Here is a 26,821-nt window from a genome sequence, read left to right as displayed (position 1 = left end):
TGTCATTTTAGATGCTTCTATTCCAAGCTCAGGAAGAAGCTCAGCTGTGGTCCGTCCTTTTTCTTCTTTTTTGGCAAATACATATTTCCACATCTTTAATTGACTCAATATATAAATCATCTTCAGAAAGACCCTGACCTTTTAGCAAAGCCAATAGCCGCTTTGTCCAGGATCCGTCCTCCGCCTGTGCAATTTGTCGTGCAGGCCCTTTTTTTGTTTCAACAATATCCTCCTGTGACTCTGCTGCACCTTCAATACGGACCGCAAGCCTTCTTGAGTAGAAAAAGAAGCTATTGCTTTATAGGCAATTCTCTTCTCTTTCAACCATGCGGCTGTTCTGCTTTCCAGCTGCAGCATGGCATCGGTCACAAAACGTGCCGGCATTTCTTCAAGGCCTATTTCCAGTAAATAATCCTTATTCGCCATTGGAAGACTCCTCCTTTTCGTTAAGCAGTGGAAACTGCAGACGCTCTCTTTCCTGATAATAAGACGCGGCGCATTCTCTGGCCAGGCGCCTGACCCGGCCGATAAGCCAGCTCTTTCCGTTACGCTGATCGCTCCTCCTGCATCAAGCAGATTAAAGTGTGGGAGCATTTCAGCACATAATCATATGCAGGAAAAACAAGCGACTCTTCAAGTGCTCTTGCTGCTTCTTTTTCATACGTATCAAATTCTTTAAAAAGCATCGCTGCATCCGCTACTTCGAAAGCATATTTGGAATGCTCATATTCCGGCTGTTTGAAAATATCTCCATATAAAAAGCCATCCACCCATGTGAGATCAAAGACATTTTCTTTGTCCTGATATAGGAAGCGAGCCTTTCGATGCCGTAAGTGATTTCGACAGCTACCGGACTTGCTTCCATACCGCCAACCTGCTGAAAAATAAGTAAACTGGGTAATTTCCATGCCATCAAGCCAGACTTCCCAACCCAGCCCCCAGGCACTCAGCGTAGGCGCTTCCCAGTTGTCTTCTACGAAACGAATATCATGCTTTTCGGATTAATTCCGAGCTTTTCCAGACTTTCTAAGTACAATTCCTGAATATTCGGCGGAGAAGGCTTCATAATAACCTGAAACTGGTGATGCTGGTATAAACGGTTAGGATTCTCTCCATAGCGTCCATCAGCCGGACGTCTGGAAGGTTCCACATATGCCACATTCCACGGCTCCGGGCCAATGCTTCTTAAAAAGTCATGGGATTCATTGTCCCTGCCCCTTTTTCTACATCATAGGCCTGCATCAGAATGCAGTTTTGATCGGACCAAAATTTCTGAAGCGTTAAAATCATATCTTGAACGTTCATCTAATCCCTCCATTGAATGATTACTTTTTTGAGCACATAAAAAACCGCCCCTATACCACATCTATGGTATAGGGACGGTTGTATACTCCGCGGTTCCACCCTACTTGCTTTCTGCCGGACAGCAGAGAAGCCACTCTTCGTTTTATATGCTCCAGGATGCCTTCGTCTTCATAAACAGCGCAGCTTTCACCATCCTGCGCTCGCTGATTGTTTAGAGAAAGAGTACTATTTCCCTTCAATGCACTATCAAATGTAGTTGAATCATACTTAAATCCATTCTTTCTGTCAAGTATCCTCGACAGGATTCCACTTTTCCATCTGTTCCATAAATCGCTTAGAACGAAGGTAAAGACCGGAATATTCTTCGTAATAGGTATCCATAACCTGACGGAGTTCTTTTTTCGTCTCTGGTTTCAGCGTAATGCTTCCCAGACGTTTTAAGTCAAGATAATAAAAGGTACGCAGCAGTTGAATGGCTTTCGGACTGATATCCATCCGGTATTCATCACGGTGACTGCACCGGTGGCAGAGAAATCCCGCTCCCCTTATGGAAAAGCTGAACGTCCCTTCTTTATTTCCACAGTTTATACATTGATCCAGCTGTGGCTTTATTCCGGCCGCATCCGTCATTTTCAATTCAAAAATCCGTATAAGCGTTTCTGCGTCGTCTCCTTCTTCTACGTGCTCAAGAATCTGCCAGAACAATTCGAACAAAAACGGATTTGTTTCCCGATCGTTTGTCAGCTTATCCAATAACTCTGCTGCATATGCAATGTAAGAAGCCTTCCACAAATCTTCACGAATATGACGGTAGGACTTAATAATATCTGCCTGATTGAGCGAACTCATGCCGGAACTGCTGTAATAGAGAAAAATACCGTAAACAAAGGCTGGGCTGCCCTGCCAGCCGGTTTTTTGGCTTTTTGGCGCCTTTAGCCATAACAGCCACTTTGCCGGCTTCTCTTGTATACAATGTCAGCACTACATCAGCTTCTCCATAGGGACGGTTCGAATCACTATTCCTTCAGCTTTTTTCAGCATGACATCGATCCTTCTTTACATAACGTTAATAATCGTTTTGATCATATCCATGTTCTTTGAGCTGGTAGGAGCTGTTTCTCCAATCCTTCTCTACTTTGGCATAAAGCTCCAGGTATACATTCGAGCCAAGCAGCTTTTGAATATCCTGTCTTGCCAGCTCGCCGATTTTTTTCAGAAGTGCACCTTGTTTTCCAATAATAATGCCTTTCTGTGAAGAGCGTTCCACCGCAATTACAGCAGAAATATATACGGCTCCGCCTTTTCGTTCCTTCATTTCCTCTATAATGACAGCAACTGAATGAGGAATTTCATCGCGGGTCAGCTGAAGCACTTTCTCCCGTATTAATTCACTGACGATAAAACGCTCGGGATGGTCTGTAATTTCATCTTCCGGATAGTAAGCAGGACCCTCCTCCATATATTCGAGAAGCTGCTGCATCATTGTCTCCACATTATTTCCTTTTAAGGCAGACACCGGTACAATCTCTGCGAAATCGTATAAATGACGATATTTTTCAATGACCTGCATTACCTGTTCCGGGGTCATCTCATCAATTTTGTTTACAATAAGAAATACCGGGGTCGACGTTTCTTTTAATTTATTAATAATGTATTCTTCTCCAGGACCATATTTTTCGGTAGCATCAATTAAATAAAGTATGATATCTACTTCTCTAAGTGTTTCTGTAGCCATCCGCACCATATAATCTCCGAGCTTATGCTTGGGCTTATGAATACCCGGGGTATCAATAAAAATAATCTGGGAGTTCTCATCCGTATAGAACCCCTGGATTTTGTTTCTAGTTGTCTGCGGCTTATCGCTCATAATCGCAATCTTCTGGCCGATTACATGGTTTAAAAGGGTAGACTTCCCGCGTTCGGCCGGCCGATAAGTGCAGCAAATCCTGATTTAAATACACTATCTGTCATCTCATATCTCCTGCCTGAAAAGCTCCCGGCAGAAGCTCCTGCATCGTAGTTTTTACGGTATTTCCTTCTAAATTACTTAAGACAATGACAGCTTCCGGTGCATGAATTCAGAAAGAACCTGTCTGCATGCACCGCAAGGGGCTACAGCATTTTCTGTATCGGCTACGATAGCAATCTCTTCAATATCTTTTATTTCCACTGCTCACTGCTTTGAAAACAGCTGTCCGCTCAGCACAGTTGGTTAAGCCGTAAGATGCATTTTCCCACATTGCAGCCTGTATATACCGATCCATCCTTTGTTTTCAGGGCTGCTCAAACCTTAAACTGCGAATAAGGAACCTGAGCAAATTCTCTTGCTTGTTTTGCCTGTTCAATTAACGTCTCCATAAAAATCCTCCTCTTATTACAGCCATGTACTTAAGGCTCTGCAAACAGCAGAACACCAATAAGAACAGCTATTATTGTAAATATAAACACTCCGGCAGCCGCAGCATCCTTTCGCTTTTTCAGCCAGAGGATGATACTGCTCCGTCATCAAATCTACCGTATTCTCCAATGCGGTATTCAGCAGTTCCAGTGAAAGCACAATACCAATGGTAAGAAGCAGAATACTCCATTTCCATAATGGAAATGGAACAAACAGGGCAAGCACGATTACCGCTGCAGCTGCTGCTAAATGATACTGCATGTTTGCCTCATTTTTTGCAGTTTCTTTCATTCCTCTAGCTGCATACCGAAAAGATAACAGCAGACGTTTCGTCCTGCGCTGCTTATTGCCGTTTAAGCCCATATTCCTGAAGTATCTCTTCCTGACGGGCAAACATTTCTTTTTCTTCCGACTCACTGTCGTGCAGATAGCCAAGCAGATGAAGCAGCCGTGCACTCCAGAAGCAAATTCCCTCTCGAAAGAATGACCGTACTCTTCTGCCTGTTCTATGGTACGCGGCACTGATAACTATATCTCCCAGCAGATGCGGCACATCATCACCCTCTATAAAAGGCTCTTCGTCGTCAAGTGCGAAGGAGATAACATCGGTCGGTTTATCTATGCCTCGGTATTCTTTATTAATTTCCTGAATCGCGTCATTGGTTACAATCGTAACAGAAAGCTCGGCTTCCCCTTTAATTGCTTCCATTCCTGCTGCCAGCTGAAGCACTTCTTCCAGCAGCTGAAGAGACTGTTCAGATACTTCCGTTGTTTCATCGTTAATATCGATTAGTACTGCCATATCCTGCCTCCATTGTTTTTATAGTGTTTTCTTTGTTTCCGCAGCGTTCATCTGCTTTTGCGGGTCTGCTTCGTCATATGCTTCTAAAATCTGCTGTACGAGCGTATGTCTTACTACATCCGTCGGCTTCAAATAAATAAAACCTATTGAGTCCACATTTTTTAAAATATTAATTGCTACCCGGAGGCCGGACTGCTGGCCTTTTGGCAGGTCGATTTGAGTCAGATCTCCATTCACTACCATTTTTGACCCAAAACCCAGTCTCGTAATAAACATTTTTATTTGTTCTTTTGTGGTATTCTGCGCCTCATCAAGAATGACAAAAGCATCTTCAAGCGTCCGCCCTCTCATATAGGCCAGGGGCGCTACTTCGATCGTTCCGCGTTCCAGTAGACGGTTGGTATGCTCTAGTCCGAATACGTCATGCAGGGCATCGTAAAGCGGTCTCAAGTACGGGTCTACTTTTTCCTTTAAATCACCCGGAAGAAAACCAAGGCTTTCTCCAGCTTCCACTGCAGGTCTTGTCAGCACAATGCGCTTCACACTGCCGTCTTTAAGTGCATTTACTGCCATAACTACAGCAAGATACGTTTTCCCTGTACCGGCAGGTCCTATTCCAAAAACCATATCCCGTCTGCGGATAGCATACACGTACTCCTGCTGTCCTAATGTTTTCACAACAATAGGTTTGCCTTTTGTATTTACTGCAATTTTTTCCTGGTGCAGCGTGTTCAGCTGATCTATTTTATCTTCTTTGGATAGTTGTATAGCATAGATTACATCTCTTTCCGTAATCTCTACGTTTTTTCTTAGAAGGTCAATCAACGAACCCATTACTTCCGATATCGTATCTGCATCTTTTTTTTCTCCGGAAATAATTAAGCTTTCTCCTCGTGTCACAATCGATACATTCAGCTTTTCTTCCAGCCGTTTTAAATGAATATCGTTGGGACCGAACAGCAGCTGCGCTTCGTTTGCATCTTTTACTTCTAAGGATAGTACATGCTTTTCTGCCAATATACTCATTCTCCTCGGATTTATCGGCTGCACCGATCTAGTCTAGTTGCTTTCGTCTCTCCCCTACTTTACCATCCCTATCCCGCCCTTGCAAAGGGATGCACTGCTCTCTTCCACTTTTTTAGAAAGGAGTGCCTGCTCGCAAAAAACGCCGTATACAAAAAGAAACTGAGCCGCTGAGGGCTCAGTTTCCTATTTTCTTTTGGAATATATAGAGGTTTGATGAGGTCTTTGAGAACGGGGCTTCCCGAGAATCTCCGACCATATAATTCCGTTTTTTGCATCTTCATGGGATGGAGAAGAAAAAGAAGTTTTTGAAGAAGAACCTCCTGTTTTCTGTGAACCTCCCGCGTTATCCAATGCCTGATTAAAAATGGGAGAGTTATCGTCAATAGGATTTTTCTCTGCCTCTGATCTGCGCTTTTTAGCCTGTTCCATTTTTTCATAATACTGAGCAGTCCGGCCGGAAGCAGGGTCTGTGCTTTCTCCCCGCACAAATTCTCCCTCTGCCTCTGGAACCGGCTTTGTGGGACGTTCGCCAGATGAAGATTGGCTTCCTTCCGGTTTTTCCTGCTGAAAGATCGACTCCCAATCTATCTTCCCGGGACCAGATCGCTTCTGCTGGCCTCCGCCGGGGCTGTTTTGTGAATTATCTCCCTCGGATCGCTGCTTGCTTCGATTGACAAGGGAAAAAATAGCGGCACCCGCAATAAAGAGGAAAAATAAATTACCAAGCAAAAACTCTATGAAAGCATCCATTGGCTGCCTCCTCTTTGTCTAATTCTAGCGGATTGGGCCAGAATCGTTATTATCATCATTTAGATCTTTCTTTGTACCTTTGCTGATCGAATCTCTCATGTCCGTATCTGCTTCTACGTTCTGGATATTCATATAATCCATTACGCCGAGATTACCGGAACGAAGGGCTTCAGCCATAGCCATTGGTACTTCTGCCTCTGACTCAACCACTTTCGCGCGCATTTCTTCAACACGGGCACGCATTTCCTGCTCGTGTGCTACAGCCATTGCGCGACGCTCTTCGGCTTTTGCCTGAGCAATTTTCTTGTCGGCTTCCGCCTGGTCTGTCTGCAGGCCGGCACCGATGTTTTTACCAATATCAATATCTGCAATATCAATAGATAAAATTTCAAATGCAGTACCTGAGTCAAGTCCCTTACTAAGAACAGTCTGGGAAATACTGTCAGGGTTTTCCAGAACGCCTTTGTGATCTTTGGAAGAAACCAATAGTAGAAACAATACCTTCACCTACACGGGCAATGATTGTCTCTTCACCGGCACCACCAACAAGGCGGTCTATGTTCGCACGAACAGTGATACGTGCTTTCGCTTTCACTTCGATACCATCCATAGCAACACCGGCAATAAATGGTGTTTCAATCACTTTAGGGTTTACACTCATCTGAACGCTTCAAGTACGTCACGTCCAGCAAGGTCAATTGCTGCACTGCGCTCAAATGTAAGCTCAATGTTGGCACGCTGAGCCGCGATTAAAGCGTTAACTACACGGTCTACGTTACCGCCGGCAAGATAGTGTCCTTCTAATTTATTTAAAGAAAGCTCCAGTCCTGCTTATCGGCTTTGATCATTGGGTTTACAATACGTGCTGGAATAACACGTCTTAATCTCATACCTACCAGTTGGAAAATACCTACCTTTACTCCTGCTGCAAGCGCTGAAATCCAAAGCGCTACTGGTACGAATGTGAATAGAATGGCCAATGCGATTAATACAAGGGCCAATACAATAATAAGAGTCAAATCTACTGTCATGTGCCGCTTCCTCCTTTTAAATGTGAACCTTAAATTTTTCTTACGATAATTCTTGTGCCCTCTACTTTAATGATTCGGAGAGCCGATCCTTTTTCGATAAAGCCTCCCTCTGTCACCACATCAATTCGTTCCTCATCTACTACGGCCGATCCTGATGGATGAAGCGGGGTTAGTGCCACTGCTTCCTTTTGAAGCAGGTCATTTCTGTCATGATTGGAATAATATCCTTCTTCCTTATTCATTGTATCTTTTAATACCAGCTTTTGCATAGGTCCTTTTTTTCCAAACATTACTATCATAATAATACCAAGCACAACAGCTAGAGCAATAGCCACCGCAAGAGATATAACAACGTACGTCGTGGAAAAAGAAGCCAGTATTAATCCGCCTGCCATAGCAGCGATTCCAAGAAATCCAAAAATTCCAAATCCCGGAACGAACAATTCAATTAAAAGAAGTATCAAGCCGACCAGAAACAAAATGATAGATTCCATTCCCGCAAAGCCTGCGATAGAATGTCCAAAAAAGAATAATAACAGGGAGGCAACGCCCAGAATGCCCGGGATCCCAAAGCCCGGCGTCAGCACAGCCATAATAAGACCAATGCTCCCTACACTTAATAGTATAGGAATAACGACTGGATTTGTAACAAATCGTGCAATCTGTTCTGCAAAGCTAACGCTGAGTTCCTCTACTTGAGCCCCTTCGAGCCCAAGCTGATTCAGAAGCTGCTCACGATCATCGCTTAAATAGTCTGCATACCCTACTTCTTCTGCTTCAGAAGGGGTTAAAGTAAGCAGAGATCCTTCTCCAGCTCTATAATCCGGTAAATCAATGGACGGATCAGCCATGGCTTCTGCATATACAGGATCTCTGTCCTGGGATTCTGCTGCATTCGTCATGTTGGCAACCCAGGCGGATTGGGCTTTATCTTCCGCTGCATTGCCTGCTCCATCAATAACCTGGGCTGAGCCCATTTCTGTTCCCGGTGCCATTGCAATCGTATCCGCATTTAATGCGATAAAAGCACCGGCCGACATCGCTTCTTCTGTAACAAAAGCTGTAACCGGCATTGGGGCGTCGCTTACAATGCCTGCTATGTTACCAGCTGCATCTACAGCACCACCCGGAGTGTCTATTTCTAAAATCACATGAGTAGCTCCGGCCTCTTCTGCTTCCTCAAATGACCTTTCCAAAAATGATTCAAGCCCTCGTTCTACCGCCTGTTCTACAGGGATTACGTATACAAGATCATCCTCATCTGCCTGCGCGGCGAAAGGAAAGATTAAAAAGACAGCAGCACTTATGAAAAACACAAGAGAACGTATGAGAATAGCCCCCACCTCTCCTTCTTTTCTTTTACATATATACTCGCATTACTATGTACGCATACCAGCAGGTTACGTTTCAGTTTCTTTAACAAATAATGAATAAAAGAATCGTACAGAAAAAGCATGCCTCCTACAATGGAAGACATGCTTTTAACTGCTGAAGAAACTTACGTGGAGAGAATCATTAAGAAACATAGCCTTAAGGCTAAAGGTTCCCGCATCTCTTGCCCTATATTTTTAACAGAAAATGCCAGGGCATTTCTTCTAACACTTGATACCTATTTTGCTAGATTGGAGCGTACTTAGAATTTACGGCTTCTTGCCGCTTCACTCTTCTTCTTACGCTTAATGCTAGGCTTTTCATAATGCTTTCTCTTACGCACTTCAGCCAATGTTCCTTCTTTTGAAAGCGAACGCTTAAAACGGCGAAGAGCGACATCAATGGACTCATTCTTACGAACTCGTGTTTCAGCCATAATGATTCCCTCCCTCCGGACAACCAATATAACCAATTAAATAATTGATCATTTTATAAAATTATAATGCATATGGAATAAAAAAGCAATACAGCTCTTGCTATTATTTAAATCTTTTGGGTTAGTAGCTGCCTTCTTCTGCCTGATCTCCAGATACCAGTGCTACACCTGAGCTGGTACCAAGTCTTGATGCCCCCGCGTTTATCATGGCTTCTGCTGTTTTCAGATCCCTGATACCGCCGCTTGCTTTCACTTGTGCCTTTTCTCCTACAATGCTTTTCATTAATTCTACATCTTCTACAGTTGCACCGCCGCCCGCAAATCCAGTAGACGTTTTTACAAAATCAGCTCCGGCTTCGAGCGCCAGTTCACAGGCTCTTCTTTTTTCATCATCGGTGAGAAGAGATGTTTTCAATAATAACTTTAACAAGAGCTAATTTATCTGCTGCCTGCACTACTGATTGAATATCCCGCAGCACTACTTCATCCCGTCCTGACTTTAGGGCGCCTATGTTAATAACCATATCCAGTTCTGCTGCACCCTGCTTCATTGCCTGCTCTGCTTCGGCAGCTTTTCGCTTCCGGTGTAGAGGCGCCAAGCGGAAACCCAATAACGGTACAGACCTTTACGGACGTTTCTCTTAATATAGAGAAGGCTTCTTCTACCATCGCTGGATTAACACATACAGAAGCAAACTCATTTTCTTTTGCTTCCTGAGCCAGTTTCTGCACCTGCTCAAACGTTGCTTCTGGTTTTAAAAGCGTGTGATCTATCATTGCGGCCATATTGTTCATCGTATCTCTCCTTTACTGCGACTGCAGTAATTTCTCGTCTTCTATAACCCGCACTACTTCTCCTTCGTTAAAAGGATATCCAGCTCTATTTATTTTCACTTTAACAATTTTTCCAATAATAGATGGATCCGCTTCAAACTTCACTTTCATGTAGTTTGTGGAATAGCCGACTAAACGTCCGCTCTCTGGATCTTCTTTTTCCTGTTCTTCCGGAATAACTTCCAGCACTTCTCCCTCATGACGTGCTGCATACTGCTTGGCAAGCTGGTTGGATAAGGCAATTAAACGATGCACTCTTTCGTTTTTTGTTTCTTCTTCCACCTGATCTTCCATTCTTGCCGCCGGAGTTCCCGTTCGTTTAGAGTAGGGAAAAACATGAAGTTCTGAAAATTCCAGCCGGGAAATAAAATCGAAGGTTTCCTGGAATTCTTCCTTCGTTTCCCCTGGGAAACCGACGATCACATCTGATGTCACCGCAAGTCCGGGAAGCGCTTCTTTCAAACGTTCCACTCGTTCCGCATAAAAAGCATTCGTATATTTCCTGCGCATTCTTTTTAACACCGTGTCTGATCCGGACTGTAGAGGGATATGAAGGTGGTTCACTACTTTTTGGGAAGCTTTAATAACATCAATTACTTCATCAGTAATCTGACTTGCTTCAATCGAAGAAATTCGGATACGCTTAAGCCCTTCTACTTTCTCAAGTTCAAGAAGCAGATCCGATAAATGATAATCTTTCATATCTTCTCCATATCCGCCCGTATGAATACCGGTCAGAACAATTTCTTTATACCCTGCCTCTACGAGCTGATGCGCCTGCTTTAACACTTCTTTTGGATCTCGAGAACGAAGAAGGCCTCTGGCCCAGGGAATAATACAGAATGTACAAAAGTTATTACAGCCTTCCTGAATTTTCAGTGAAGCGCGGGTGCGGTCGGTAAATGATGGAACATCCAGTTCTTCATACACTCTTGTTTTCATAATATTGCCGACGCCGTTTATTGGTTCTCTTTCTTTTTTAAATTGTTCAATGTATGGAAGCATCTTTTTGCGGTCCTGTGTTCCTACAACAACATCCACTCCGGGAATCGCCATTATTTCTGCCGGGGATGTCTGGGCATAGCAGCCCGTTACACAAATAACCGCTTCAGGGTTTTTTCTGACCGCCCGGCGGATGACCTGCCGGCTTTTTTTATCTCCTGTGTTGGTAACCGTACAAGTATTAATAACATACACGTCTGCCCGCTTATCAAAATCCGTTTTTTCATATCCTTCTTCTTTAAACAGCTGCCAAATAGCCTCTGTTTCATAGTGGTTTACTTTACACCCTAAAGTGTGGAAGGCCACATTACTCATTGCGTTCACCTCATCAATTCAAAATGGTAGGACAATACGGCAAGAAAATAGGATGATGCCGTTTCACTTCTGAGAATGCGGGGACCCAGACTAACAGAATAAAAAGCATGGTTCGCCATTTTACTTTTTTCTTTCTCGCTGATGCCGCCTTCCGGACCAATGCAGGCAAAAAAGGAAGCACCCGTTTGATAACGGCTCAACGCCTCAGCTAATGCGCTGTGGGATTTGGATCGCGCCTGCTCTTCGTCTATGACGAGTCGATCTTGATAAAGCGCGGCCTGTTCCATCAGTTTATCTGTGCTTTCACAGTATACAACTTTAGGAATGATAAGCCTTTCGGACTGTTCCGCCGCTTCTTTCGCTATTTTCTGCAGACGTTCTGTCTTTTTAGCGGCTTTCGTATGATCCCATTTTACAACAGAACGCTCCCCCTGATAAATATAAATAACAGAAGCACCCAGCTCCGTGCTTTTCTGCACCACATGGTCAAGTTTATCCCCTTTTACAAGCGCCTGTGCAATTGCTGCTTTGACAGGAAGTTCCCTGTTTCCCTGTTCTTCCTTCTCGAGATCAAGGTACACTTCATTATTATCGTTAAATGAGCTGATTATTCCGACGGCAGCACGTCCTTCGTTATTCAATACGACTACTCTGCTGCCGGTATCCATTCTCATTACTTTTATAACGTGTTTGGCATCATCGCCCCGAATGACCGCTGTGTTTTTTTCCATTTGGTTTGAGGGAATAAAATATCTCTGCATCCATTCGCATCCTTTACTCGGGCTTAACTGCTTTAAAAAGAACCCAATCCTCCATGGTATGGACTTCCAGATTCTCAAATCCTGTGTCCAGAAGCGCCTGTTCCACCTGGTTTCGCTTGCTCTCTATGATGCCTGAAGTAATAAAGACGCCCCCTGCTTTCAGCTGACTGTATGCACCGTCCATTAACCTTATAATAATATCTGCTAATATATTAGCGACAATTAGGTCTGCCTGCACAGAAGAGTCTGCAAGAAGATCATTTTTGGTCACCTGAACAACCGATGTGCACTTATTATATTCCACATTCTCCAATGCACTTCGGACAGCAATATCGTCAAGATCAAAAGCTTTCACTTCAGCCGCTCCTAATTTCGCCGCTGCTATCGCAAGAATTCCTGACCCGGTGCCGACATCCAGTACCGTTTCGCCGCCATTAAGCTCTCTTTCAAGAGCCTGAATGCAAAGCATCGTTGTAGGATGGGTCCCCGTCCCAAAAGCCATACCTGGATCCAGTTCAATCACTTTTTCAAGCGGGGACTCCGGCACATAGACTTCCCAGCTCGGCGCCACCGTTAGTGTCTCAGACATCCTTACTGGTTTATAGTACTGTTTCCAGGAGTTTTCCCAATCTTCTTCATATACATCAGCAAGCACGACATCTACTGATCCCGGCTCAATACCATAAAGAGGAAGATCCTTGAGAGCCGCTTTAATTTTCTTTATCGTTTCCCCTACGTACTCATTGGCCGGAAAATAAGCTTTTACAATTGCCCCTTCTTCCGGATAGTCCTCCGCTGAAAGTTTATACATTTCGTCTTCCGCTTCGTCCCATAGTCTCGTCAAGTCTGCAGAGTCTTCGATCACTACTCCGCTCGCACCGGCCTGATGTAAAATATACGAAACAGGCTCAATTGCCTGTTCCGTAGTGTGAATGCTGCATTCCGTCCATTTACTCATTGTTTTCTCCCATGTGCTTTATTAGTCTCCGCGAAAAGCGCGTTTTACTTTATCAAAAAAGTTCTGATGCTGTTCGTCCACGTTGGAATCGCCGCTTACTTTAGCAAACTCCCGTATCAGGTCTTTTTGATCCTCGGAAAGTTTTTTCGGAACAATAACCTTCACATTAATATGCTGATCTCCATGACCGCGTCCGTGAACGTTTGGTATACCTTTCCCTCTCATACGGAAGCTTGTGCCGGTCTGAGTACCTGCCGGGATTTTTAGTTTAACCTTACCGCTTAAAGCCGGTACTTCAATTTCATCGCCAAGTGCTGCCTGAGCGAAAGTAAGAGGCATTTCACAGAAAACATCGTCGCCTTCCCGTTCAAAGAATTCATGAGACTGTACATCAAACACGACATATAGATCTCCAGGAGGGCCTCCGTTTGCACCTGCTTCACCCTGTCCGGATACACGAATCTGCTGGCCATAGTCCACGCCTGCCGGAACTTTGATGCTGATTTTTTTGTTTTTCGTAATTTTTCCTCTGCCGCCGCATGTTTTACACTTCTCAGGAATAATCTTACCGGTACCCTGACAGCTATCGCATACACGACGATTCACTACACGTCCAAATGGAGTATTCTGCTCTACGTTAAGCTGGCCGGCTCCTCCGCACTTGCTGCAGGTTTTAGGGCTCGTACCAGGCTTAGCACCATCTCCATCACACGTGCCGCATGTTTCTTCTTTAGGTATTTCAATTTCAGTCGTTTTTCCAAATACAGCCTTTTAAAAGCGAGCGTCATTGTATACTGCAGATCTGCACCTTGACGTGGAGCATTTGGATCACGGCGTCTACCGCCGCCTCCGCCCCCGCCGAAGAACATGTCGAAAATGTCGCCAAACCCGCCGCCGAAGTCGCCGGCTCCTCCGCCGCCGAAACCCTGGTTCGGTTCTGCGCTTCCAAATTGATCATAATTGGACTTTTTCTGCGGATCGCTTAATACATCATACGCATCCTTTACTTCTTTGAACTTTTCTTCTGCGTTTGCTTCTTTATTAACGTCCGGGTGGTACTTTCTTGCTAATTTTCTATATGCTTTTTTTACTTCATCAACTGATGCATCTTTATCTACGCCAAGCGTTTCATAATAATCTTTTTTACTCAATCTATTCACTCCCGTTCATCGCTCATTACACAAAGGTAATCATACCATTATCGTATTTATTGATTCAACCAGAAACCATGACAAATAGGCGTCCCATTTACATAAAAGAAGAGGCCGCCCCATAAAGAAGCTTGGCTTCGTTAGTAATGGGACAGCCCCTTTGCTTTTGCATCGTTATTTATTTATCTTTGTTTTCGTCATCTTTTACTTCTTCGTAATCAGCATCAACGACATTGTCGTCTTCACTTTGGCCGTCTGCAGCGCCTTCTGCGCCTTCAGCCTGCTGAGCCTGCTGGGCTGCCTGCTCATAAAGTTTAGTGGAAAGCTGCTGTACGACTTCCTGAAGCTCATCTTTTGCACTTCTGATCGCTTCGATATCGTCGCCTTCCAACGCTGTTTTCACTTTTTCTTTTGCAGCTTCTGCATTATCTTTATCTGCCTGCTCTACGCTCTCGCCAAGATCTTTAAGCGTTTTGTCCGTAGTAAATACAAGCTGGTCTGCCTCATTGCGTACTTCTACAGACTCTTTGCGTTTCTTATCTTCTTCTGCATTTTCTTCTGCATCTTTTACCATTTTTTCAACATCTTCATCGCTCAATCCGGATGAAGACGTAATAGTAATGGACTGCTCTTTGTTAGTGCCAAGATCTTTCGCACGAACGTTTACAATACCATTTGCATCAATGTCAAACGTTACTTCTATCTGCGGAACACCACGTGGTGCCGGCGGAATATCTGTAAGCTGAAAACGACCGAGTGTCTTATTGTCCGCTGCCATTTCGCGCTCACCCTGAAGCACATGGATATCAACAGAAGGCTGATTATCTGATGCAGTTGAGAACGTCTGGGATTTGCTTGTTGGAATCGTTGTGTTGCGATCGATCAAACGAGTCGATACTCCACCCATCGTTTCAATTCCAAGAGAAAGCGGCGTTACGTCAAGAAGTACAACGTCTTTTACATCACCGGAAAGAACACCAGCCTGAACAGCTGCACCAAGTGCAACAACTTCATCCGGGTTTACGCCTTTATGCGGATCTTTGCCGGTAAGCTTTTTGATTTCTTCCTGTACTGCAGGAATTCTCGTAGAACCGCCGACAAGAATAACTTTATCAATTTCAGAAGCACTCAGGCCGGAGTCTTTTAACGCCTGACGTGTAGGTCCCATCGTTTTTTCTACAAGTGAAGAGGTAAGGTCATCGAACTTCGCACGGCTCAGCGTAAGCTCAAGGTGCTTTGGTCCGCTTGCATCTGCTGTAATAAATGGAAGAGAAATCTGCGTCTGGGATACACCGGAAAGATCTTTCTTCGCTTTCTCTGCGGAATCTTTCAAACGCTGTACAGCCATTTTATCCTGAGAAAGGTCGATACCGTTTTCTTTTTTGAACTCTGCTACAAGATGATCAATAATGACCTGGTCAAAATCGTCTCCACCAAGCTTATTGTCACCGAATGTTGATTTTACTTCGAAAAAGCCTTCACCAAGTTCAAGGATGGATACGTCAAACGTACCTCCGCCAAGGTCATAAACAAGGATCGTCTGGTCTTCTTCTTTTTCGAGGCCGTAAGCAAGTGCTGCAGCTGTAGGCTCGTTTACGATACGTTCTACTTCAAGTCCAGCAATTTACCGGCATCTTTTGTGCCTGGCGCTGGGAATCATTGAAATAAGCCGGAACGGTAATTACAGCCTTTGTTACGGTTTCGCCTAAATACGCTTCCGCATCTGATTTAAGTTTCTGCAGAATGATAGCACTGATCTCCTGTGGAGTCTGCTGTTTGCCTTCTGCTTCTACCTTATAATCCGTACCCATATGACGCTTAATGGACTGGATCGTGTTTGGGTTTGTTATAGACTGGCGCTTGGCTACTTCCCCTACCTGGCGCTCACCGTCTTTAAATGCAACAACAGATGGTGGTGCGGTTACCTTCCGGATTGGGAATAACTACCGCTTCCCCGCCTTCCATTACTGCAACACATGAATTCGTTGTTCCTAAGTCAATACCAATTGTTCTACTCATTGTCAGTTCATCCTCCTACTATTGATTAAACATTCTTGATTACGCGTTTACTTTAACCATTGCTGGACGCAGTACTTTATCTTTTAGCAGATAACCCTTTTGAAGTTCTTCCACTATTTGATTGGACTCAAACCCTTCTTCTTCGACCTGCATGACCGCCTGATGATAATGCGGATCAAACATTTCGCCGACAGTGGCATTTCCTGCAGTCCTTCTGCTTCAGCTGCTTCTTTAAGCTGGTTGAACACCATTTCCACCCCTTTATAGATGGATTTGGCCTCCTCGCCTTCCGGCTCAGCTTAAGCGCTCTTTCGAAGTTATCAAGAGCCGGCATCATACCAAGAAGAAGCTTTTCTGCGCGGTATTTTTCCAATTTCACTTTTTCTTCTTTTGCACGTTTTCTTACATTATCAAGATCAGCCTGCGTTCTTAGGGAACGGTTCTTCCATTCCAGCATTTCCGCTTCAAGCTCTTGAATACGCTGTTCGTCTTCTGATACTACTTCATCCGACGCGTCATTATCTATAATTTCGACCGTATCTTCTTCAGTCGTTTCTTCTTGTTTTTCATCATTTAACGTTTCTGCTTCTTCGTTAGACAGCGGTTCGTCTTTTTTCATATCTTTCACCTCCATCGGTTTTCTTGCTTTTACATAGAAAGAAGGAGAGAAATTTCTCTCCACAGCCAATCACACATGATATCACTAAGCATCTGTTCTGTACAGGTTCTCAAGGATATCTTCCAGATCATGGGATATATGCTGGATCAGGCTGATGACTTTCGGATATTCCATTCGTTTGGGACCTACAATTCCAATAGTGCCTACTGCTCTGCCATTAAAAGAGTAAGTGGCGGAAATAATACTGCAGTGTTCAAATGCGGCATTTTCATTTTCCTGGCCAATTCGAATAGAAAGACCCGACTTATTTGGCTTTAAAAGGTCATGCATCATATCTTCTTTTTCGAAAAGCTCATATAAAGATTTCACTTTTGCAATGTCTTTAAACTCAGGCTGATTTAGAAGGTTTGTTTTACCGCCATAGTAAACTCGTTCACTTGAGCTTTTTTTCAATGTATCCTCTGCAAAAAGAAGTGCCTCGGCATAATTATCAATATGCTGTTTCATAAGAACAGAAATCTCGTTTTCCATTTTCTGTTCGAGCATATATAAAGGAACACCGCTGAGCCTCTCATTAAGGATATTAACCATTTTCTCAAGGTCCGAGCTGCTCAGCCCTCTCGGAAGACTTACCGCTTTGTTTTCTACATGACCGGTATCTGTTACAAGGATAGCAACTGCAGCATCTTCACGCAGCGGAATAACCTGAAGACTTTTCAGCTTCGCATCAAACATCTTCGGGCCAAGTACAATAGAAACATAGCTCGTAAGCTCTGATAAAATAGTTGCGGAATGTTTAACCGCCTGATCTGCCTCCAGAATTTTCTGTTCAAACAGCGACTTCATGTTTGTTACTTCATTTTTTGAAAAATGATGCGGCAGAAGCAGATGGTCCACATAATGCCGATAACCTTTTTCAGACGGAACGCGCCCGGAAGAGCTGTGCGTTTTTTCTAAAAAACCGAGCTCTTCCAAATCTGCCATTTCGTTTCTTATTGTGGCAGGACTGAATGAAATACTTTTCTCCTGCGATATGCTTCTGGATCCAACCGGTTCAGCTGATTTAATGTAGCCATTTATAATAGCCTGTAAAATCAGCAGCTGTCTATTCGATAACATCCATTATCACCTCTTTTAGCACTCCTGTTGTTCGAGTGCTAAATCTATATGTTAAGTTATCAAAGACCTCTCTTTTTGTCAATTATATTCAACGGAATTAATTGAGATTTTTAAAAGGCGTTGTCTTTTTCCAATAAAAACTTTTCAAATACTTCGTTGCCGAGCAGTCTGCCCTGCGGGGTAAGCCTTACTCTATCTTCTGATTCCTCAAGCAGGCCACGTTCAAACAGTTCCGGTACAGCAGCGGCAAACACCTCTTTATATTCCATTCCGTACCGTTCTTTAAACCTGCTTTTATTAACACCGTCGTACATTCGCAGCCCCAAAAACATTTCTTCTTCCATTTTTTCTATGCGGCTTACCCTGGTTTCTTCTTTTATGAGCGTTTCGCCTTGCTCTACTGCTTTAATATAGTGCGTCAGCGGAGCGATATTGGCATAGCGGATACCATTTACGTAACCATGGGCCCCTGCACCAAATCCATAATATTCTTCATTTTTCCAGTACACACAGTTATGAAAACTTTCATGCCCTTTAGCTGCGAGGTTGCTTATTTCATAGGGATACAGTCCATGGCGGCTCCCGTAGTCCAGCAGAAGATCATACATGTCCGCTTCCGTATCTTCCGGAAAAGGGGCAAGTCGGCCCTGCTTATACCAATTATGAAACATCGTCTTTTCTTCAATTTTCAACGAATAAGCAGAAATATGAGGCACATTCAGCTGTACCGCCATATCCAGTGCAGCTTGAAAATCCTCCATTGTCTGTCCCGGCAGCCCGAACATTAAATCAATAGAATAATTTTCAAATCCAGCTTTTTCAGCCATTTTGATGGCATCTACTGCATCTTCTCTGCCATGCCCTCTGCCAATAGATTCAAGCAGCCTCGTTTCAAAACTCTGCACACCTATACTGAGCCGGTTCACGCCGCTCTGTCTCATGGCATCCAGTTTTCCCATCGTAATCTCACCCGGATTCACTTCCACCGTGTACTCTGCACCATCGCTGAGCGGAATGTGACGGTCAACGATCTCCAGCATCCGAATAACCTGCTTCTCATTCAGAGCAGTTGGAGTTCCGCCTCCAATATAAATAGAGTCCAGCGGAACACTGATTTCGGCCAGTCTGATTTCTTCTTCCAATGCATCGAGGTATTCATCTACCGGCTGTCGGTCAATGAGAAACTTATTAAAATCACAATAAAAACATATCTGCCTGCAAAAAGGAATATGAATATATGCTGAAGTTGCTGTCATCTTTCTCCTCCTTCCCTTGCTTCTGTTTTCCGTTGGAAAAGGACTGTCCGTTGGATAGACAGTCCTTCCCTTTTATTTGTCGTTATCCATTTTCAGTACAGACATAAACGCTTCCTGAGGTACATCTACTTTGCCGACGCTTTTCATTCGTTTTTTTCCTTCTTTCTGCTTGTCGAGAAGTTTTCTTTTTCTTGAAATATCCCCGCCGTAGCATTTAGAAAGAACGTTTTTACGCATCGCTTTAATCGTCTGTCTGGCGATAATTTTCTGTCCTATGCTTGCCTGGATCGGCACTTCAAACTGCTGTCTGGGAATGAGGTCTTTAAGCTTATCAGTAATAGCCTTGCCTCTTTCGTAGGCAAAATCACGGTGCACAATAATCGATAATGCGTCTACGGTTTCCCCATTCAGAAGAATATCCATCTTCACAAGGCTGGACTGCCTGAATCCAATCATTTCATAATCAAACGAAGCATATCCTTTAGTACTTGATTTCAGCTGATCAAAGAAATCATAAACAATTTCTGTGAGCGGAATATTGTATACAATATTTACCCGGTTGGCATCCATATACTTCATATCGATAAACTCACCGCGTTTTTTCTGGCAGAGATCCATTACCGCTCCTACATAATCATTAGGTACCATTACAGTAGCTTTAACGAACGGCTCTTCTACATAATCGACCTTCTGCGGATTCGGAAAATTAGCCGGGTTATCGATAGAGATCATGGTTTCATCAGTAAGATAAACGTTGTAGATAACGCTTGGAGCTGTAGTTATTAGATCAATGCCGTACTCGCGTTCAATGCGTTCCTGCACAATCTCCATATGCAGCAGTCCAAGAAATCCTGCCCGAAAACCAAATCCGAGGGCCTGAGACGTTTCTGCTTCATACTGCAGCGAACTGTCGTTCAGCTCCAGGCGCTCCAACGCGTCACGAAGCGGATTATAATCATTGGCATCCACTGGATACAGACCGCAGAATACCATCGGGTTCATTTTTTTGTACCCTTCGAGCTGAAATTCTGCCGGACGTTCCGCATCCGTGATCGTATCACCAACTCGGGAGTCCCCCACGTTTTTGACAGCGGCGGTTACAAAGCCTACATCTCCTACCGTCAATTCTTTACATGCTATCGGTTTAGGCGTAAATACGCCTACTTCGGAAACTTCAAATTCTTTTCCAGTAGCCATCATTTTAATTTTCTGGCCTGGGCGTATGGTTCCTTCCATTACTCGGATATAAGAAATAACCCCGCGGTACGTGTCATACAGCGAGTCAAAAATAAGCGCCTGCAGCGGCTTTTCCGGATCTCCCTCGGGAGCCGGTACCTTTTCTACAATCTGGCTTAGAATTTCTTCTATACCAATTCCGCTTTTAGCTGATGCATGTACTGCCTCTGATGTATCCAGGCCGATTACATCTTCAATTTCCTGCTTCACCCTTTCAGGCTCCGCACTTGGAAGGTCTATCTTATTAATAACCGGAATAATCTCCAGGTCATTATCGAGAGCCAGGTACACATTGGCAAGCGTCTGGGCTTCAATCCCCTGCGCTGCATCTACAATAAGCAGTGCGCCTTCACAGGCGGCAAGACTTCTTGATACTTCATACGAAAAGTCTACGTGACCCGGGGTATCAATTAAGTGGAAAATGTACTCTTCCCCATCAGTATGTGTATGCTTCAACTGTACCGAGTTCAATTTTATGGTGATTCCCCGTTCGCGCTCTAAGTCCATCGCATCAAGTGTCTGCTCTTTCATTTCACGCTTTGTCAGCGCACTTGTGGATTCAAGAATTCTGTCGGCTAATGTGGATTTACCGTGATCAATATGTGCAATAATAGAGAAATTCCTGATTCTTTTCTGTCTTTCCAATCTGTCTTTGTTATTCATGAACTTCACTCCTGCCGGTTCAATCTTATTTGAATATGTAGTTCTGCATATAAAAGCAGCTTCCGATTCGTTTATTCGACCAGGAAGCTGTAGTAGGAAACAACCGTTATATTTTCATACGTGATAAAGACTACTCTTCATTATAGCAATCGTAGGTTGTTACTTCAAATATATATTCACTTTGTCTTGCGCCAAACTTTAAATTTTGGTAAAATCCTTCTGTGTTCATAAAAGAACGGAACTTGAATCACTTTAAGGAGGTGGGTACCATGGCAAATATTAAATCAGCTAAAAAACGCGTTGTAACAAACGAAACAAAGCGTGTGAAGCAGCAGGCTTTCAAATCTGCGACACGTTCTGCTGTTAAAGAATTCTACAAGAAAGTAGAAAACAATGACGAAGCAGGGGCTAAAGAACTTTTTCTACTAGCTTCTAAGAAAGTAGATAAAGCAGCCGATAAAAATATCATTCATCATAATGCAGCTTCACGTGAAAAATCACGTATGCAGAAGCACCTAAATAAAATCGCTCAATAATGAGCGTTTCCGCCGCCTTCCTTTTACGAGGAGGGCGGCTTTTTTATGCAGAAAAGTATTGATGCTTCGACAGCGTAATAATACTTAACTCCAAACGCATTTCTTTATCCATTTGTCCCGTTTTTATATCAAAATCAGCCGAGGCCAGTTCCTTTAGACTATTTTCCAGTATTGCTTCATTGTAATTTCTTCCCTGTTCTTCTGCAATTTTCACTGCATAAGGATGCAGCTTCAGCTGTCCCGCCATTTTCTGACGCGAATACCCCTGTTTTTTCAAATAAAGCACATGAATAATCATCCGCGTTTGTCTGGCAAGAAGCGCCAGAATTTTTATTGGTTCTTCCTTCTGTTTGAGCAGGTCATAATAGATACGCAGCGCTTCGTCTGTCCGCTGGCTTATTACCCGGTCCACTAAGGTAAACACATTGTCTTCGAGTGTAACTGGAGTCAGGGCCTCAATATCCTTACGATTAACCACTTCTCCCTCTGAAGCATACAGTGCCAGCTTATCCGTTTCATTCGAAAGCATATTCAAATTAAAGCCGGCTCTTTTCATCAGCTCTGTTTTTGCTTCCGGATCTATCGACTGCTTTTTCTGCTTAAACTGAGAATCTATCCATTTTTCCATACTCTTTTGATCCGGCGCTCCGGCCTGGAGAACTTTCCCCTCTTTTTTCAGCGCCTTTACTATTTTTTTTCGTTCGTCCAGCTTATCTGCGGGAACAGATAGAATCAATACGGTCTCTGCAGCCGGATTTTGACAGTAGGCCTCCAAAGCTTTTAGATTGTGTTCTACCTTTTCTTTTTCCCGGACCCCTGTCAAAAAGTAGCAGTGCTGCAGCAGCACTACTTTATTCGAACCGAAGAAAGGCAGTGTCTCTGCTTCTTCAACTCCTGTTTCCACAGATGTTTCTCTCATATCATAAGAAATAAATTGAAAATCTCTTTCCTCTTCTTTCAGTGTCTGTTTTACAATTAAATTCGTCATCTTTTCCATAAGAAAAGCTTCGCTTCCATAAAATACATACAACGGAGCGGTCTGTCCGGCTTTTATTTCTTTGTGCATGGTTAAATAATCGATTGAACTCACCCTCTGCCCTAATTTGCCTCTTCTTTTATTCTACCTTACAATGCCTCTATTTCAGAAGAAATAACTACAGATTTTCCGGAAGATTTTATATGGATTTCTGACAGCGCTTCCTTTATAATGAGTGTAGAATGTAATGGAGAGGAGTTTCGCTGTGAATCCATTTGAAAAAGATGTACAGAGTAAACGGAATGATTTACTGGACTCCGCGGTGGCAGGAGTAGTCTCCTTCAGCTTTTTTCTCTATTTTCATCATCGCTACCGTTGTTCATTTTGTAGGAAACCTCTAAAAGAAGCCTCCCTTTCAGGGGGCTTCTTTTTTGTATTATTCAGCTTTTGCATTGATCGTTTAAAATGACTTCTCCTGCCTGCTCAATAGAAAGAATATCCTTATCATGAAACGTAATTTCCACCCCTTTCTCATCTGTCCGATAAATATCTACTTCATGGGCTTCCAATATATCAAGCACTTCCTGATGGGGATGGCCGAACCGGCTGCAGCGGCCGGATGATAACAAAGCTGCTTTAGGCTGGAGCTGCTCTACCCAGGTCGAAGAGGTAGACGTTTTGCTGCCATGATGGCCGGCTTTCAGTATATCCGCTTTCAAACCAGGGAAGGCCTTTATTACCTGCTTTTCCCCATCTTCTTCCAAATCCCCGGCGAAAAGCCAGCTCCGCCCTCCCATTACGGCATACAAAACGATCGAGGCTTCATTTCCGCTCACTTTGTTATTCAACGGAGCCAGCACTTGAAAGTGCTGCTCCCCTTCTTTCCAGGCCATTCCTTTTTCAGCGAATACAATAGGAATTCCATGCTGGTGGACTGTTTCCAGAAAGTGTCGTTCTGCTTCTTTTTCTTCGACACTCCTTCCGTACAACACTTGATGGATGTTGGTATGTTCCATTACGGCGTACAGCCCTCCGTAGTGATCTATATCGCCGTGTGTAACAATCAGCTTGTCGATCGCCCGGATCCCTTTTGATTTTAAAACAGGAACAACGATTCGCTCCCCTGGATCATAGGCTGTTTTCCGCTCCTGCCATTCCTCTTTTGGAAAGGAAAGTGCTCCTCCTCCATCAATTAAATAGACCCCTCTGCGGTATGGAAGCTCTATTAATATGCTGTCTCCCTGGCCTACATCAATGACCGTCACAGCCCCTTTTGAATCAAAATAAGGTGCAAAAAACAGCCATCCAAATACAGCTGCAAGTGATCCGGCTGCGAGGCATATACCTATGCGACGCCCTTTTTCCACCATGGCAAAAAGAAACAGCAGAGACACACTTAAGAAAAGCAGTTCCAGTACATTCGGCTGACCTGTTACTACCTGCAGTACCCGGCTTTCCGCCACCACCTGCAGGTTATCATGCAAAAAACGGATACCCGCTTCCACAGGCTTCATGAGTAATACTGCAGCTGATGGTATAAATAGTGATAGAAAGAATAAGAAAAAACAAAAAGGTAACAGAATAAGAGAAACAAAAGGCACAAACGCAATATTTAACACATAGCTCAGCAGAGAAAATTCATAAAAATGATAGAGGATGATAGGAAGAGAGGCTGTCTGGGCTGCAGCTGAAACACCAAACAACTGGAGAGGAAGCGAAGACAACCTTTGCAAAAGCGGAAAAGACAGGAGCAGGCTCAAACTAATAAAAAAAAGAAAGCTGAAATCCTATATGCCAGCCGTAATATGGATCTGCCAGCAGCATAACGAGCGCCGCTGTCCCAAGCGCAGTAACCGGAGGCAGCGACTTTCTCGCGAAACGCTGATAAAGAAGCACCAGCATTGCTATTAACACCGCTCTCCATACAGAAGGTGCTCCACCTGCAAGCAGAGCGTAAAACGGAAGAAAGCCAATCAGTATCCAGCTCATCCGCTCTCGTGTTATTCCCGTGCGAAGTCCCGCGTAATACAGCACACCGCTAATAATACCAACATGAAGACCGGAGACCGCAAGCAGATGAATAAGTCCCAGCTGCTGATAAGCTTTTTCCACACCAGGATTTATTTCATTACGATCTCCAAAAATAAGAGCGCTGCTCATACCCTGCAGCTCCTCTGGAAACTGCTGTCGAATATGTTTAATACCAAAATCGCGCCATTGCTGCACTGTAGACAAAAGGGAATCCTGCTTCTGATAACTGCATAGTAAATGATCCATGCCGGAGACTTCAATCATCCAGTGAACCTGCTGTTTGTACATATACTCTTGGTAATCAAATGCGGAAAAGTTAGAGGCGGGTGCCGGCTTTTTCCATGTACCTTTCACACGGCATATGGACCCCGGAGTCAGAGCTTCGATTTGATGTTTTTCGTTCTCTTCAGCCATGTAGAGCGTAACAAAGAATTTCTCGTGATGCTTCACTTCCCGCATCATCCATTGAACTTGATCCCCATCCACTGACGAGGTATTTAGAATAACTGCTTCCAGGTATTCCGTCTGCTCATTAAAAACAGATTCATTATTTCTTTCAGCGACCTCCATCCTTACTAAAAAAAGAAGGAAAATGACGCCACAAAAAAACAATACACGCTTTTGTCTTGTTTTCCAAGGCATATAGAAATAATACTGGAAGCAGAAAAATCAGGTGAAGCGAGTAATAGACGGAAGTAATGCCCAGCAGTGCAGCTGATACAGCTAGTAGTAAGTTCATTAGAAAGATCTTTCTTTTGGATTTTTATTCTATTTTGATATGTTCCTGCAGCTGTTCATACGTTTTGTCTCCTATCCCGGAGACCTCTTTTTAATTCTTCTGCAGATGTAAATAGACCATTTTCTTCACGGTATGCCAATATCGCTGCGGCTTTTGCAGGGCCAATGCCAGGAAGCGTCTCCAGTTCAGCAGCTTCCGCTGTATTGAGACTGACTTCGTCTCCCTGGCTCTCTTCTTCAGATTCATAAACGGAGCTATCCATTAACAAGTGGTCCGCTTCCTCTCCTTCAGCAGGTACATAAATCACCATTCATCCTGAAGCCTGGCTGCAAAATTCACCTGCGTGGCATCCGCATGCTTTGCCAGACCGCCCGCCATATCTACAGCGTCTACAATTCGTTTTTCCTGCTGCAGTTCATAAACACCTGGAGAAGCTACCATTCCTTTGACGTCAACCATAATAAATTCCGGATTGGATACAGGAGCTTCCAGCTCATCTTCGTTCACTTCCGTTATTTCAGTATCCGGCTGACTATCCAAAAAATAGTCATCTGCCATATTTTCTCCTCCCTGCGTGCTTTCAGCAGACGGAGAAAAGATCAAAAATGCAAAAATGCCCATAATAAAACTGCGGCTGCTGCCGCTCCAACCATATGGACTTTTTTCAATCGTTTTTCACCTCCCTTCAAGAGATGAGTACTAAGGGTAATGGGTAATAAAGCGGGAAGGGGTAATCGGGGTAAAAAAATAAGAGATTCCGGCATGAACCGGGATTCTCTCTTATTTTAGACGGTTATCCTTTATTGTAAATCTTTTTCTGCGATAAAAAATACCGTTCGCTTTCCGGTTCCGGCTGGTTGAATTGAAAAATCAGCAAATACCTGAACGGAAGAAAAGCCGGCATCTAAAAGCCACTCTCTGTACTGTTCTGGAGTGAACGTTTTCTGCACATGCTCTTCCTCGGAACGTTCATACAAACCTTCTGCATTTTCTATAAATAAAGTAAGCTCATGGATAATCTCATCCTGGTTTTCTGTTTCAAAACAGTTCCAAATATAAGCCAGATTTCCCTTACTTCAGAAAAAGCAAAATTATTTAATACAGATCGCATGTAAAACACCGAATGGACATCAAACAAAAATAATCCTTTTGTGTCCAAGTTGGCAAACACTGCCTTAAAGCGTCTTTGACAGCCGCTTCGTCAATCAGATAATTGATCGTATCACAAAAAGCCGTCACTACAGAATAAGGACTTGGCGCTTCCAGCCTGGATAAGTCCTGTTGAAATAAAAGCGGCCGATAGCCGGAAGCGTCAAGCTTACGTCTTGCCACCGCCAGCATATCTGCGGAAAGATCCATTCCATGGGCATCAAATCCATTATCAAGCATTTGACACAGCATTGTTCCTGTCCCACAGCCGGCATCCAGCAGCTTTGTCCCGCGGGGGTAATAGTAGAAGGCAGAGCCTCTAACAGCCACTTATTCCA

Annotated in this window: 26 protein-coding genes and 9 pseudogenes; 2 read left to right on the top strand and 33 right to left on the bottom strand. The window is 43.8% G+C overall.

The genetic code is table 11. From position 1 onward, the window contains the following. Positions 1-40 precede the first annotated feature (40 nt). From MMY81_RS20905 to lepA, 26 genes and pseudogenes are all read right to left on the bottom strand, one after another. Positions 41-357 (bottom strand): annotated as a pseudogene (locus MMY81_RS20905) (glycine--tRNA ligase subunit beta). A gap of 188 nt (positions 358-545) precedes the next feature. Further along, positions 546-770, bottom strand: coding sequence for a glycine--tRNA ligase subunit alpha (locus MMY81_RS35605; RefSeq protein WP_374562484.1), 225 nt, complete (start codon positions 768-770; stop codon positions 546-548). Next, positions 698-865: a hypothetical protein gene (locus tag MMY81_RS35600; protein WP_374562482.1), complete on the bottom strand. Its 168-nt coding sequence runs from the start codon at positions 863-865 to the stop codon at positions 698-700. The genes MMY81_RS35605 and MMY81_RS35600 overlap by 73 nt, the downstream gene beginning before the upstream one ends. Before the next feature lie 108 nt (positions 866-973). Continuing rightward, positions 974-1,159, bottom strand: coding sequence for a glycine--tRNA ligase subunit alpha (locus tag MMY81_RS35595; RefSeq protein WP_374562476.1), 186 nt, complete (start codon positions 1,157-1,159; stop codon positions 974-976). Between the two features lie 26 nt (positions 1,160-1,185). Further along, positions 1,186-1,305, bottom strand: coding sequence for a glycine--tRNA ligase subunit alpha (locus MMY81_RS35590; RefSeq protein ID WP_374562474.1), 120 nt, complete (start codon positions 1,303-1,305; stop codon positions 1,186-1,188). Between the two features lie 285 nt (positions 1,306-1,590). Continuing rightward, a pseudogene (gene recO, locus MMY81_RS20895) lies at positions 1,591-2,346 on the bottom strand (DNA repair protein RecO). A 25-nt stretch (positions 2,347-2,371) separates the two neighbouring features. Next, a pseudogene (gene era / locus MMY81_RS20890) lies at positions 2,372-3,276 on the bottom strand (GTPase Era). Beyond that, positions 3,273-3,663 (bottom strand): annotated as a pseudogene (locus MMY81_RS20885) (cytidine deaminase). The pseudogenes era and MMY81_RS20885 overlap by 4 nt, the downstream one beginning before the upstream one ends. Positions 3,664-3,679: 16 nt before the next feature. Then, positions 3,680-3,994 carry a diacylglycerol kinase family protein gene (locus tag MMY81_RS20880; RefSeq protein WP_374562472.1) on the bottom strand — a complete coding sequence of 105 codons (315 nt, stop codon included), beginning with the start codon at positions 3,992-3,994 and terminating at the stop codon, positions 3,680-3,682. A gap of 52 nt (positions 3,995-4,046) precedes the next feature. Further along, entirely contained in the window at positions 4,047-4,505 is a 459-nt protein-coding gene (ybeY, locus tag MMY81_RS20875) for an rRNA maturation RNase YbeY (protein ID WP_252314365.1), read from the bottom strand. An 18-nt stretch (positions 4,506-4,523) separates the two neighbouring features. Next, the gene (locus MMY81_RS20870) at positions 4,524-5,522 is read right to left on the bottom strand and encodes a PhoH family protein (protein ID WP_374562470.1); all 999 of its coding nucleotides are present in this window, start codon (positions 5,520-5,522) and stop codon (positions 4,524-4,526) included. 192 nt (positions 5,523-5,714) lie between these two features. Continuing rightward, positions 5,715-6,281: a hypothetical protein gene (locus MMY81_RS20865; RefSeq protein WP_252314363.1), complete on the bottom strand. Its 567-nt coding sequence runs from the start codon at positions 6,279-6,281 to the stop codon at positions 5,715-5,717. A gap of 24 nt (positions 6,282-6,305) precedes the next feature. After that, a pseudogene (floA, locus tag MMY81_RS20860) lies at positions 6,306-7,312 on the bottom strand (flotillin-like protein FloA). Between the two features lie 29 nt (positions 7,313-7,341). After that, positions 7,342-8,655, bottom strand: a complete 1,314-nt coding sequence (locus MMY81_RS20855) for an NfeD family protein (protein ID WP_252314362.1) — start codon at positions 8,653-8,655, stop codon at positions 7,342-7,344. A gap of 290 nt (positions 8,656-8,945) precedes the next feature. Then, positions 8,946-9,119: a 30S ribosomal protein S21 gene (gene rpsU / locus MMY81_RS20850; RefSeq protein WP_120193423.1), complete on the bottom strand. Its 174-nt coding sequence runs from the start codon at positions 9,117-9,119 to the stop codon at positions 8,946-8,948. Positions 9,120-9,240: 121 nt separating this feature from the next. Beyond that, a pseudogene (deoC, locus tag MMY81_RS20845) lies at positions 9,241-9,914 on the bottom strand (deoxyribose-phosphate aldolase). Between the two features lie 12 nt (positions 9,915-9,926). Beyond that, positions 9,927-11,270: a tRNA (N(6)-L-threonylcarbamoyladenosine(37)-C(2))-methylthiotransferase MtaB gene (mtaB, locus tag MMY81_RS20840; RefSeq protein WP_252314361.1), complete on the bottom strand. Its 1,344-nt coding sequence runs from the start codon at positions 11,268-11,270 to the stop codon at positions 9,927-9,929. Positions 11,271-11,275: 5 nt separating this feature from the next. After that, positions 11,276-12,031 (bottom strand): RsmE family RNA methyltransferase, encoded by a 756-nt coding sequence (locus MMY81_RS20835; protein WP_252314360.1) that lies wholly within the window; start codon positions 12,029-12,031, stop codon positions 11,276-11,278. Between the two features lie 13 nt (positions 12,032-12,044). Then, the gene (gene prmA, locus MMY81_RS20830; protein ID WP_252314359.1) at positions 12,045-12,989 is read right to left on the bottom strand and encodes a 50S ribosomal protein L11 methyltransferase; all 945 of its coding nucleotides are present in this window, start codon (positions 12,987-12,989) and stop codon (positions 12,045-12,047) included. Positions 12,990-13,010: 21 nt separating this feature from the next. Further along, positions 13,011-14,140: pseudogene (gene dnaJ, locus MMY81_RS20825) on the bottom strand (molecular chaperone DnaJ). Between the two features lie 178 nt (positions 14,141-14,318). After that, positions 14,319-16,159: pseudogene (gene dnaK / locus MMY81_RS20820) on the bottom strand (molecular chaperone DnaK). 39 nt (positions 16,160-16,198) lie between these two features. After that, complete coding sequence (gene grpE / locus MMY81_RS20815; RefSeq protein ID WP_252314358.1) at positions 16,199-16,342, bottom strand: nucleotide exchange factor GrpE; 144 nt, start codon at positions 16,340-16,342, stop codon at positions 16,199-16,201. Continuing rightward, the gene (gene grpE / locus MMY81_RS20810; RefSeq protein ID WP_252314357.1) at positions 16,335-16,778 is read right to left on the bottom strand and encodes a nucleotide exchange factor GrpE; all 444 of its coding nucleotides are present in this window, start codon (positions 16,776-16,778) and stop codon (positions 16,335-16,337) included. Before grpE (MMY81_RS20810) ends, grpE (MMY81_RS20815) begins: the two co-directional genes overlap by 8 nt. 84 nt (positions 16,779-16,862) lie before the next feature. Continuing rightward, positions 16,863-17,897: a heat-inducible transcriptional repressor HrcA gene (gene hrcA, locus MMY81_RS20805; RefSeq protein ID WP_252314356.1), complete on the bottom strand. Its 1,035-nt coding sequence runs from the start codon at positions 17,895-17,897 to the stop codon at positions 16,863-16,865. A gap of 110 nt (positions 17,898-18,007) precedes the next feature. Then, entirely contained in the window at positions 18,008-19,153 is a 1,146-nt protein-coding gene (hemW, locus tag MMY81_RS20800) for a radical SAM family heme chaperone HemW (RefSeq protein ID WP_252314355.1), read from the bottom strand. A gap of 72 nt (positions 19,154-19,225) precedes the next feature. Beyond that, positions 19,226-21,052 carry a translation elongation factor 4 gene (gene lepA / locus MMY81_RS20795; RefSeq protein WP_252314354.1) on the bottom strand — a complete coding sequence of 609 codons (1,827 nt, stop codon included), beginning with the start codon at positions 21,050-21,052 and terminating at the stop codon, positions 19,226-19,228. A 269-nt stretch (positions 21,053-21,321) separates the two neighbouring features. Here lepA and rpsT point away from each other — a divergent pair, with 269 nt between their 5' ends. After that, positions 21,322-21,588, top strand: a complete 267-nt coding sequence (rpsT, locus tag MMY81_RS20790; RefSeq protein ID WP_252314353.1) for a 30S ribosomal protein S20 — start codon at positions 21,322-21,324, stop codon at positions 21,586-21,588. A gap of 43 nt (positions 21,589-21,631) precedes the next feature. Here the strand turns inward: rpsT and holA are convergent, their stop codons facing one another. Next, positions 21,632-22,678, bottom strand: coding sequence for a DNA polymerase III subunit delta (holA, locus tag MMY81_RS20785; RefSeq protein WP_252314352.1), 1,047 nt, complete (start codon positions 22,676-22,678; stop codon positions 21,632-21,634). A 151-nt stretch (positions 22,679-22,829) separates the two neighbouring features. Between holA and MMY81_RS20780 the strand changes: the two are divergent. Continuing rightward, positions 22,830-22,965, top strand: a pseudogene (locus MMY81_RS20780) (YqzM family protein). A 39-nt stretch (positions 22,966-23,004) separates the two neighbouring features. On the opposite strand, the gene MMY81_RS20775 reads toward MMY81_RS20780, so the two are convergent. The 6 genes from MMY81_RS20775 to MMY81_RS20750 all read right to left on the bottom strand — a co-directional run bounded on the left by MMY81_RS20775 (position 23,005) and on the right by MMY81_RS20750 (position 26,813). Continuing rightward, entirely contained in the window at positions 23,005-24,324 is a 1,320-nt protein-coding gene (locus MMY81_RS20775; protein WP_256497973.1) for a DNA internalization-related competence protein ComEC/Rec2, read from the bottom strand. A gap of 1 nt (position 24,325) precedes the next feature. Beyond that, positions 24,326-25,237 (bottom strand): ComEC/Rec2 family competence protein, encoded by a 912-nt coding sequence (locus MMY81_RS35585; RefSeq protein WP_252314350.1) that lies wholly within the window; start codon positions 25,235-25,237, stop codon positions 24,326-24,328. A 152-nt stretch (positions 25,238-25,389) separates the two neighbouring features. Further along, entirely contained in the window at positions 25,390-25,644 is a 255-nt protein-coding gene (locus tag MMY81_RS20765) for a ComEA family DNA-binding protein (protein WP_252314349.1), read from the bottom strand. Beyond that, on the bottom strand, positions 25,638-25,892 hold the full coding sequence (locus MMY81_RS20760) for an SLBB domain-containing protein (RefSeq protein ID WP_252314348.1): 255 nt from the start codon (positions 25,890-25,892) through the stop codon (positions 25,638-25,640). Before MMY81_RS20760 ends, MMY81_RS20765 begins: the two co-directional genes overlap by 7 nt. Before the next feature lie 242 nt (positions 25,893-26,134). Further along, positions 26,135-26,311: a hypothetical protein gene (locus tag MMY81_RS20755; RefSeq protein WP_252314347.1), complete on the bottom strand. Its 177-nt coding sequence runs from the start codon at positions 26,309-26,311 to the stop codon at positions 26,135-26,137. Between the two features lie 118 nt (positions 26,312-26,429). After that, positions 26,430-26,813 carry a class I SAM-dependent methyltransferase gene (locus MMY81_RS20750; protein WP_252314346.1) on the bottom strand — a complete coding sequence of 128 codons (384 nt, stop codon included), beginning with the start codon at positions 26,811-26,813 and terminating at the stop codon, positions 26,430-26,432. Positions 26,814-26,821 lie beyond the last annotated feature (8 nt).

Source organism: Sinobaca sp. H24 (genome assembly GCF_023845525.1).
This window is presented reverse-complemented; position numbering and strand designations above follow the sequence as displayed.

What these genes read in the sequence shown, in the direction of transcription:
- MMY81_RS35600 (WP_374562482.1), bottom strand. Translation starts at nt 865, where the DNA reads ATGGAAGCAAGTCCGGTAGCTGTCGAAATCACTTACGGCATCGAAAGG.
- MMY81_RS35590 (WP_374562474.1), bottom strand. Translation starts at nt 1,305, where the DNA reads ATGAACGTTCAAGATATGATTTTAACGCTTCAGAAATTTTGGTCCGAT.
- MMY81_RS20880 (WP_374562472.1), bottom strand. Translation starts at nt 3,994, where the DNA reads ATGAAAGAAACTGCAAAAAATGAGGCAAACATGCAGTATCATTTAGCA.
- ybeY (WP_252314365.1), bottom strand. Translation starts at nt 4,505, where the DNA reads ATGGCAGTACTAATCGATATTAACGATGAAACAACGGAAGTATCTGAA.
- MMY81_RS20865 (WP_252314363.1), bottom strand. Translation starts at nt 6,281, where the DNA reads ATGGATGCTTTCATAGAGTTTTTGCTTGGTAATTTATTTTTCCTCTTT.
- rpsU (WP_120193423.1), bottom strand. Translation starts at nt 9,119, where the DNA reads ATGGCTGAAACACGAGTTCGTAAGAATGAGTCCATTGATGTCGCTCTT.
- mtaB (WP_252314361.1), bottom strand. Translation starts at nt 11,270, where the DNA reads ATGAGTAATGTGGCCTTCCACACTTTAGGGTGTAAAGTAAACCACTAT.
- MMY81_RS20835 (WP_252314360.1), bottom strand. Translation starts at nt 12,031, where the DNA reads ATGCAGAGATATTTTATTCCCTCAAACCAAATGGAAAAAAACACAGCG.
- prmA (WP_252314359.1), bottom strand. Translation starts at nt 12,989, where the DNA reads ATGAGTAAATGGACGGAATGCAGCATTCACACTACGGAACAGGCAATT.
- grpE (WP_252314358.1), bottom strand. Translation starts at nt 16,342, where the DNA reads ATGTTTGATCCGCATTATCATCAGGCGGTCATGCAGGTCGAAGAAGAA.
- grpE (WP_252314357.1), bottom strand. Translation starts at nt 16,778, where the DNA reads ATGAAAAAAGACGAACCGCTGTCTAACGAAGAAGCAGAAACGTTAAAT.
- hrcA (WP_252314356.1), bottom strand. Translation starts at nt 17,897, where the DNA reads ATGTTATCGAATAGACAGCTGCTGATTTTACAGGCTATTATAAATGGC.
- hemW (WP_252314355.1), bottom strand. Translation starts at nt 19,153, where the DNA reads ATGACAGCAACTTCAGCATATATTCATATTCCTTTTTGCAGGCAGATA.
- lepA (WP_252314354.1), bottom strand. Translation starts at nt 21,052, where the DNA reads ATGAATAACAAAGACAGATTGGAAAGACAGAAAAGAATCAGGAATTTC.
- rpsT (WP_252314353.1), top strand. Translation starts at nt 21,322, where the DNA reads ATGGCAAATATTAAATCAGCTAAAAAACGCGTTGTAACAAACGAAACA.
- MMY81_RS35585 (WP_252314350.1), bottom strand. Translation starts at nt 25,237, where the DNA reads ATGCCTTGGAAAACAAGACAAAAGCGTGTATTGTTTTTTTGTGGCGTC.
- MMY81_RS20765 (WP_252314349.1), bottom strand. Translation starts at nt 25,644, where the DNA reads ATGGTGATTTATGTACCTGCTGAAGGAGAGGAAGCGGACCACTTGTTA.
- MMY81_RS20760 (WP_252314348.1), bottom strand. Translation starts at nt 25,892, where the DNA reads ATGGCAGATGACTATTTTTTGGATAGTCAGCCGGATACTGAAATAACG.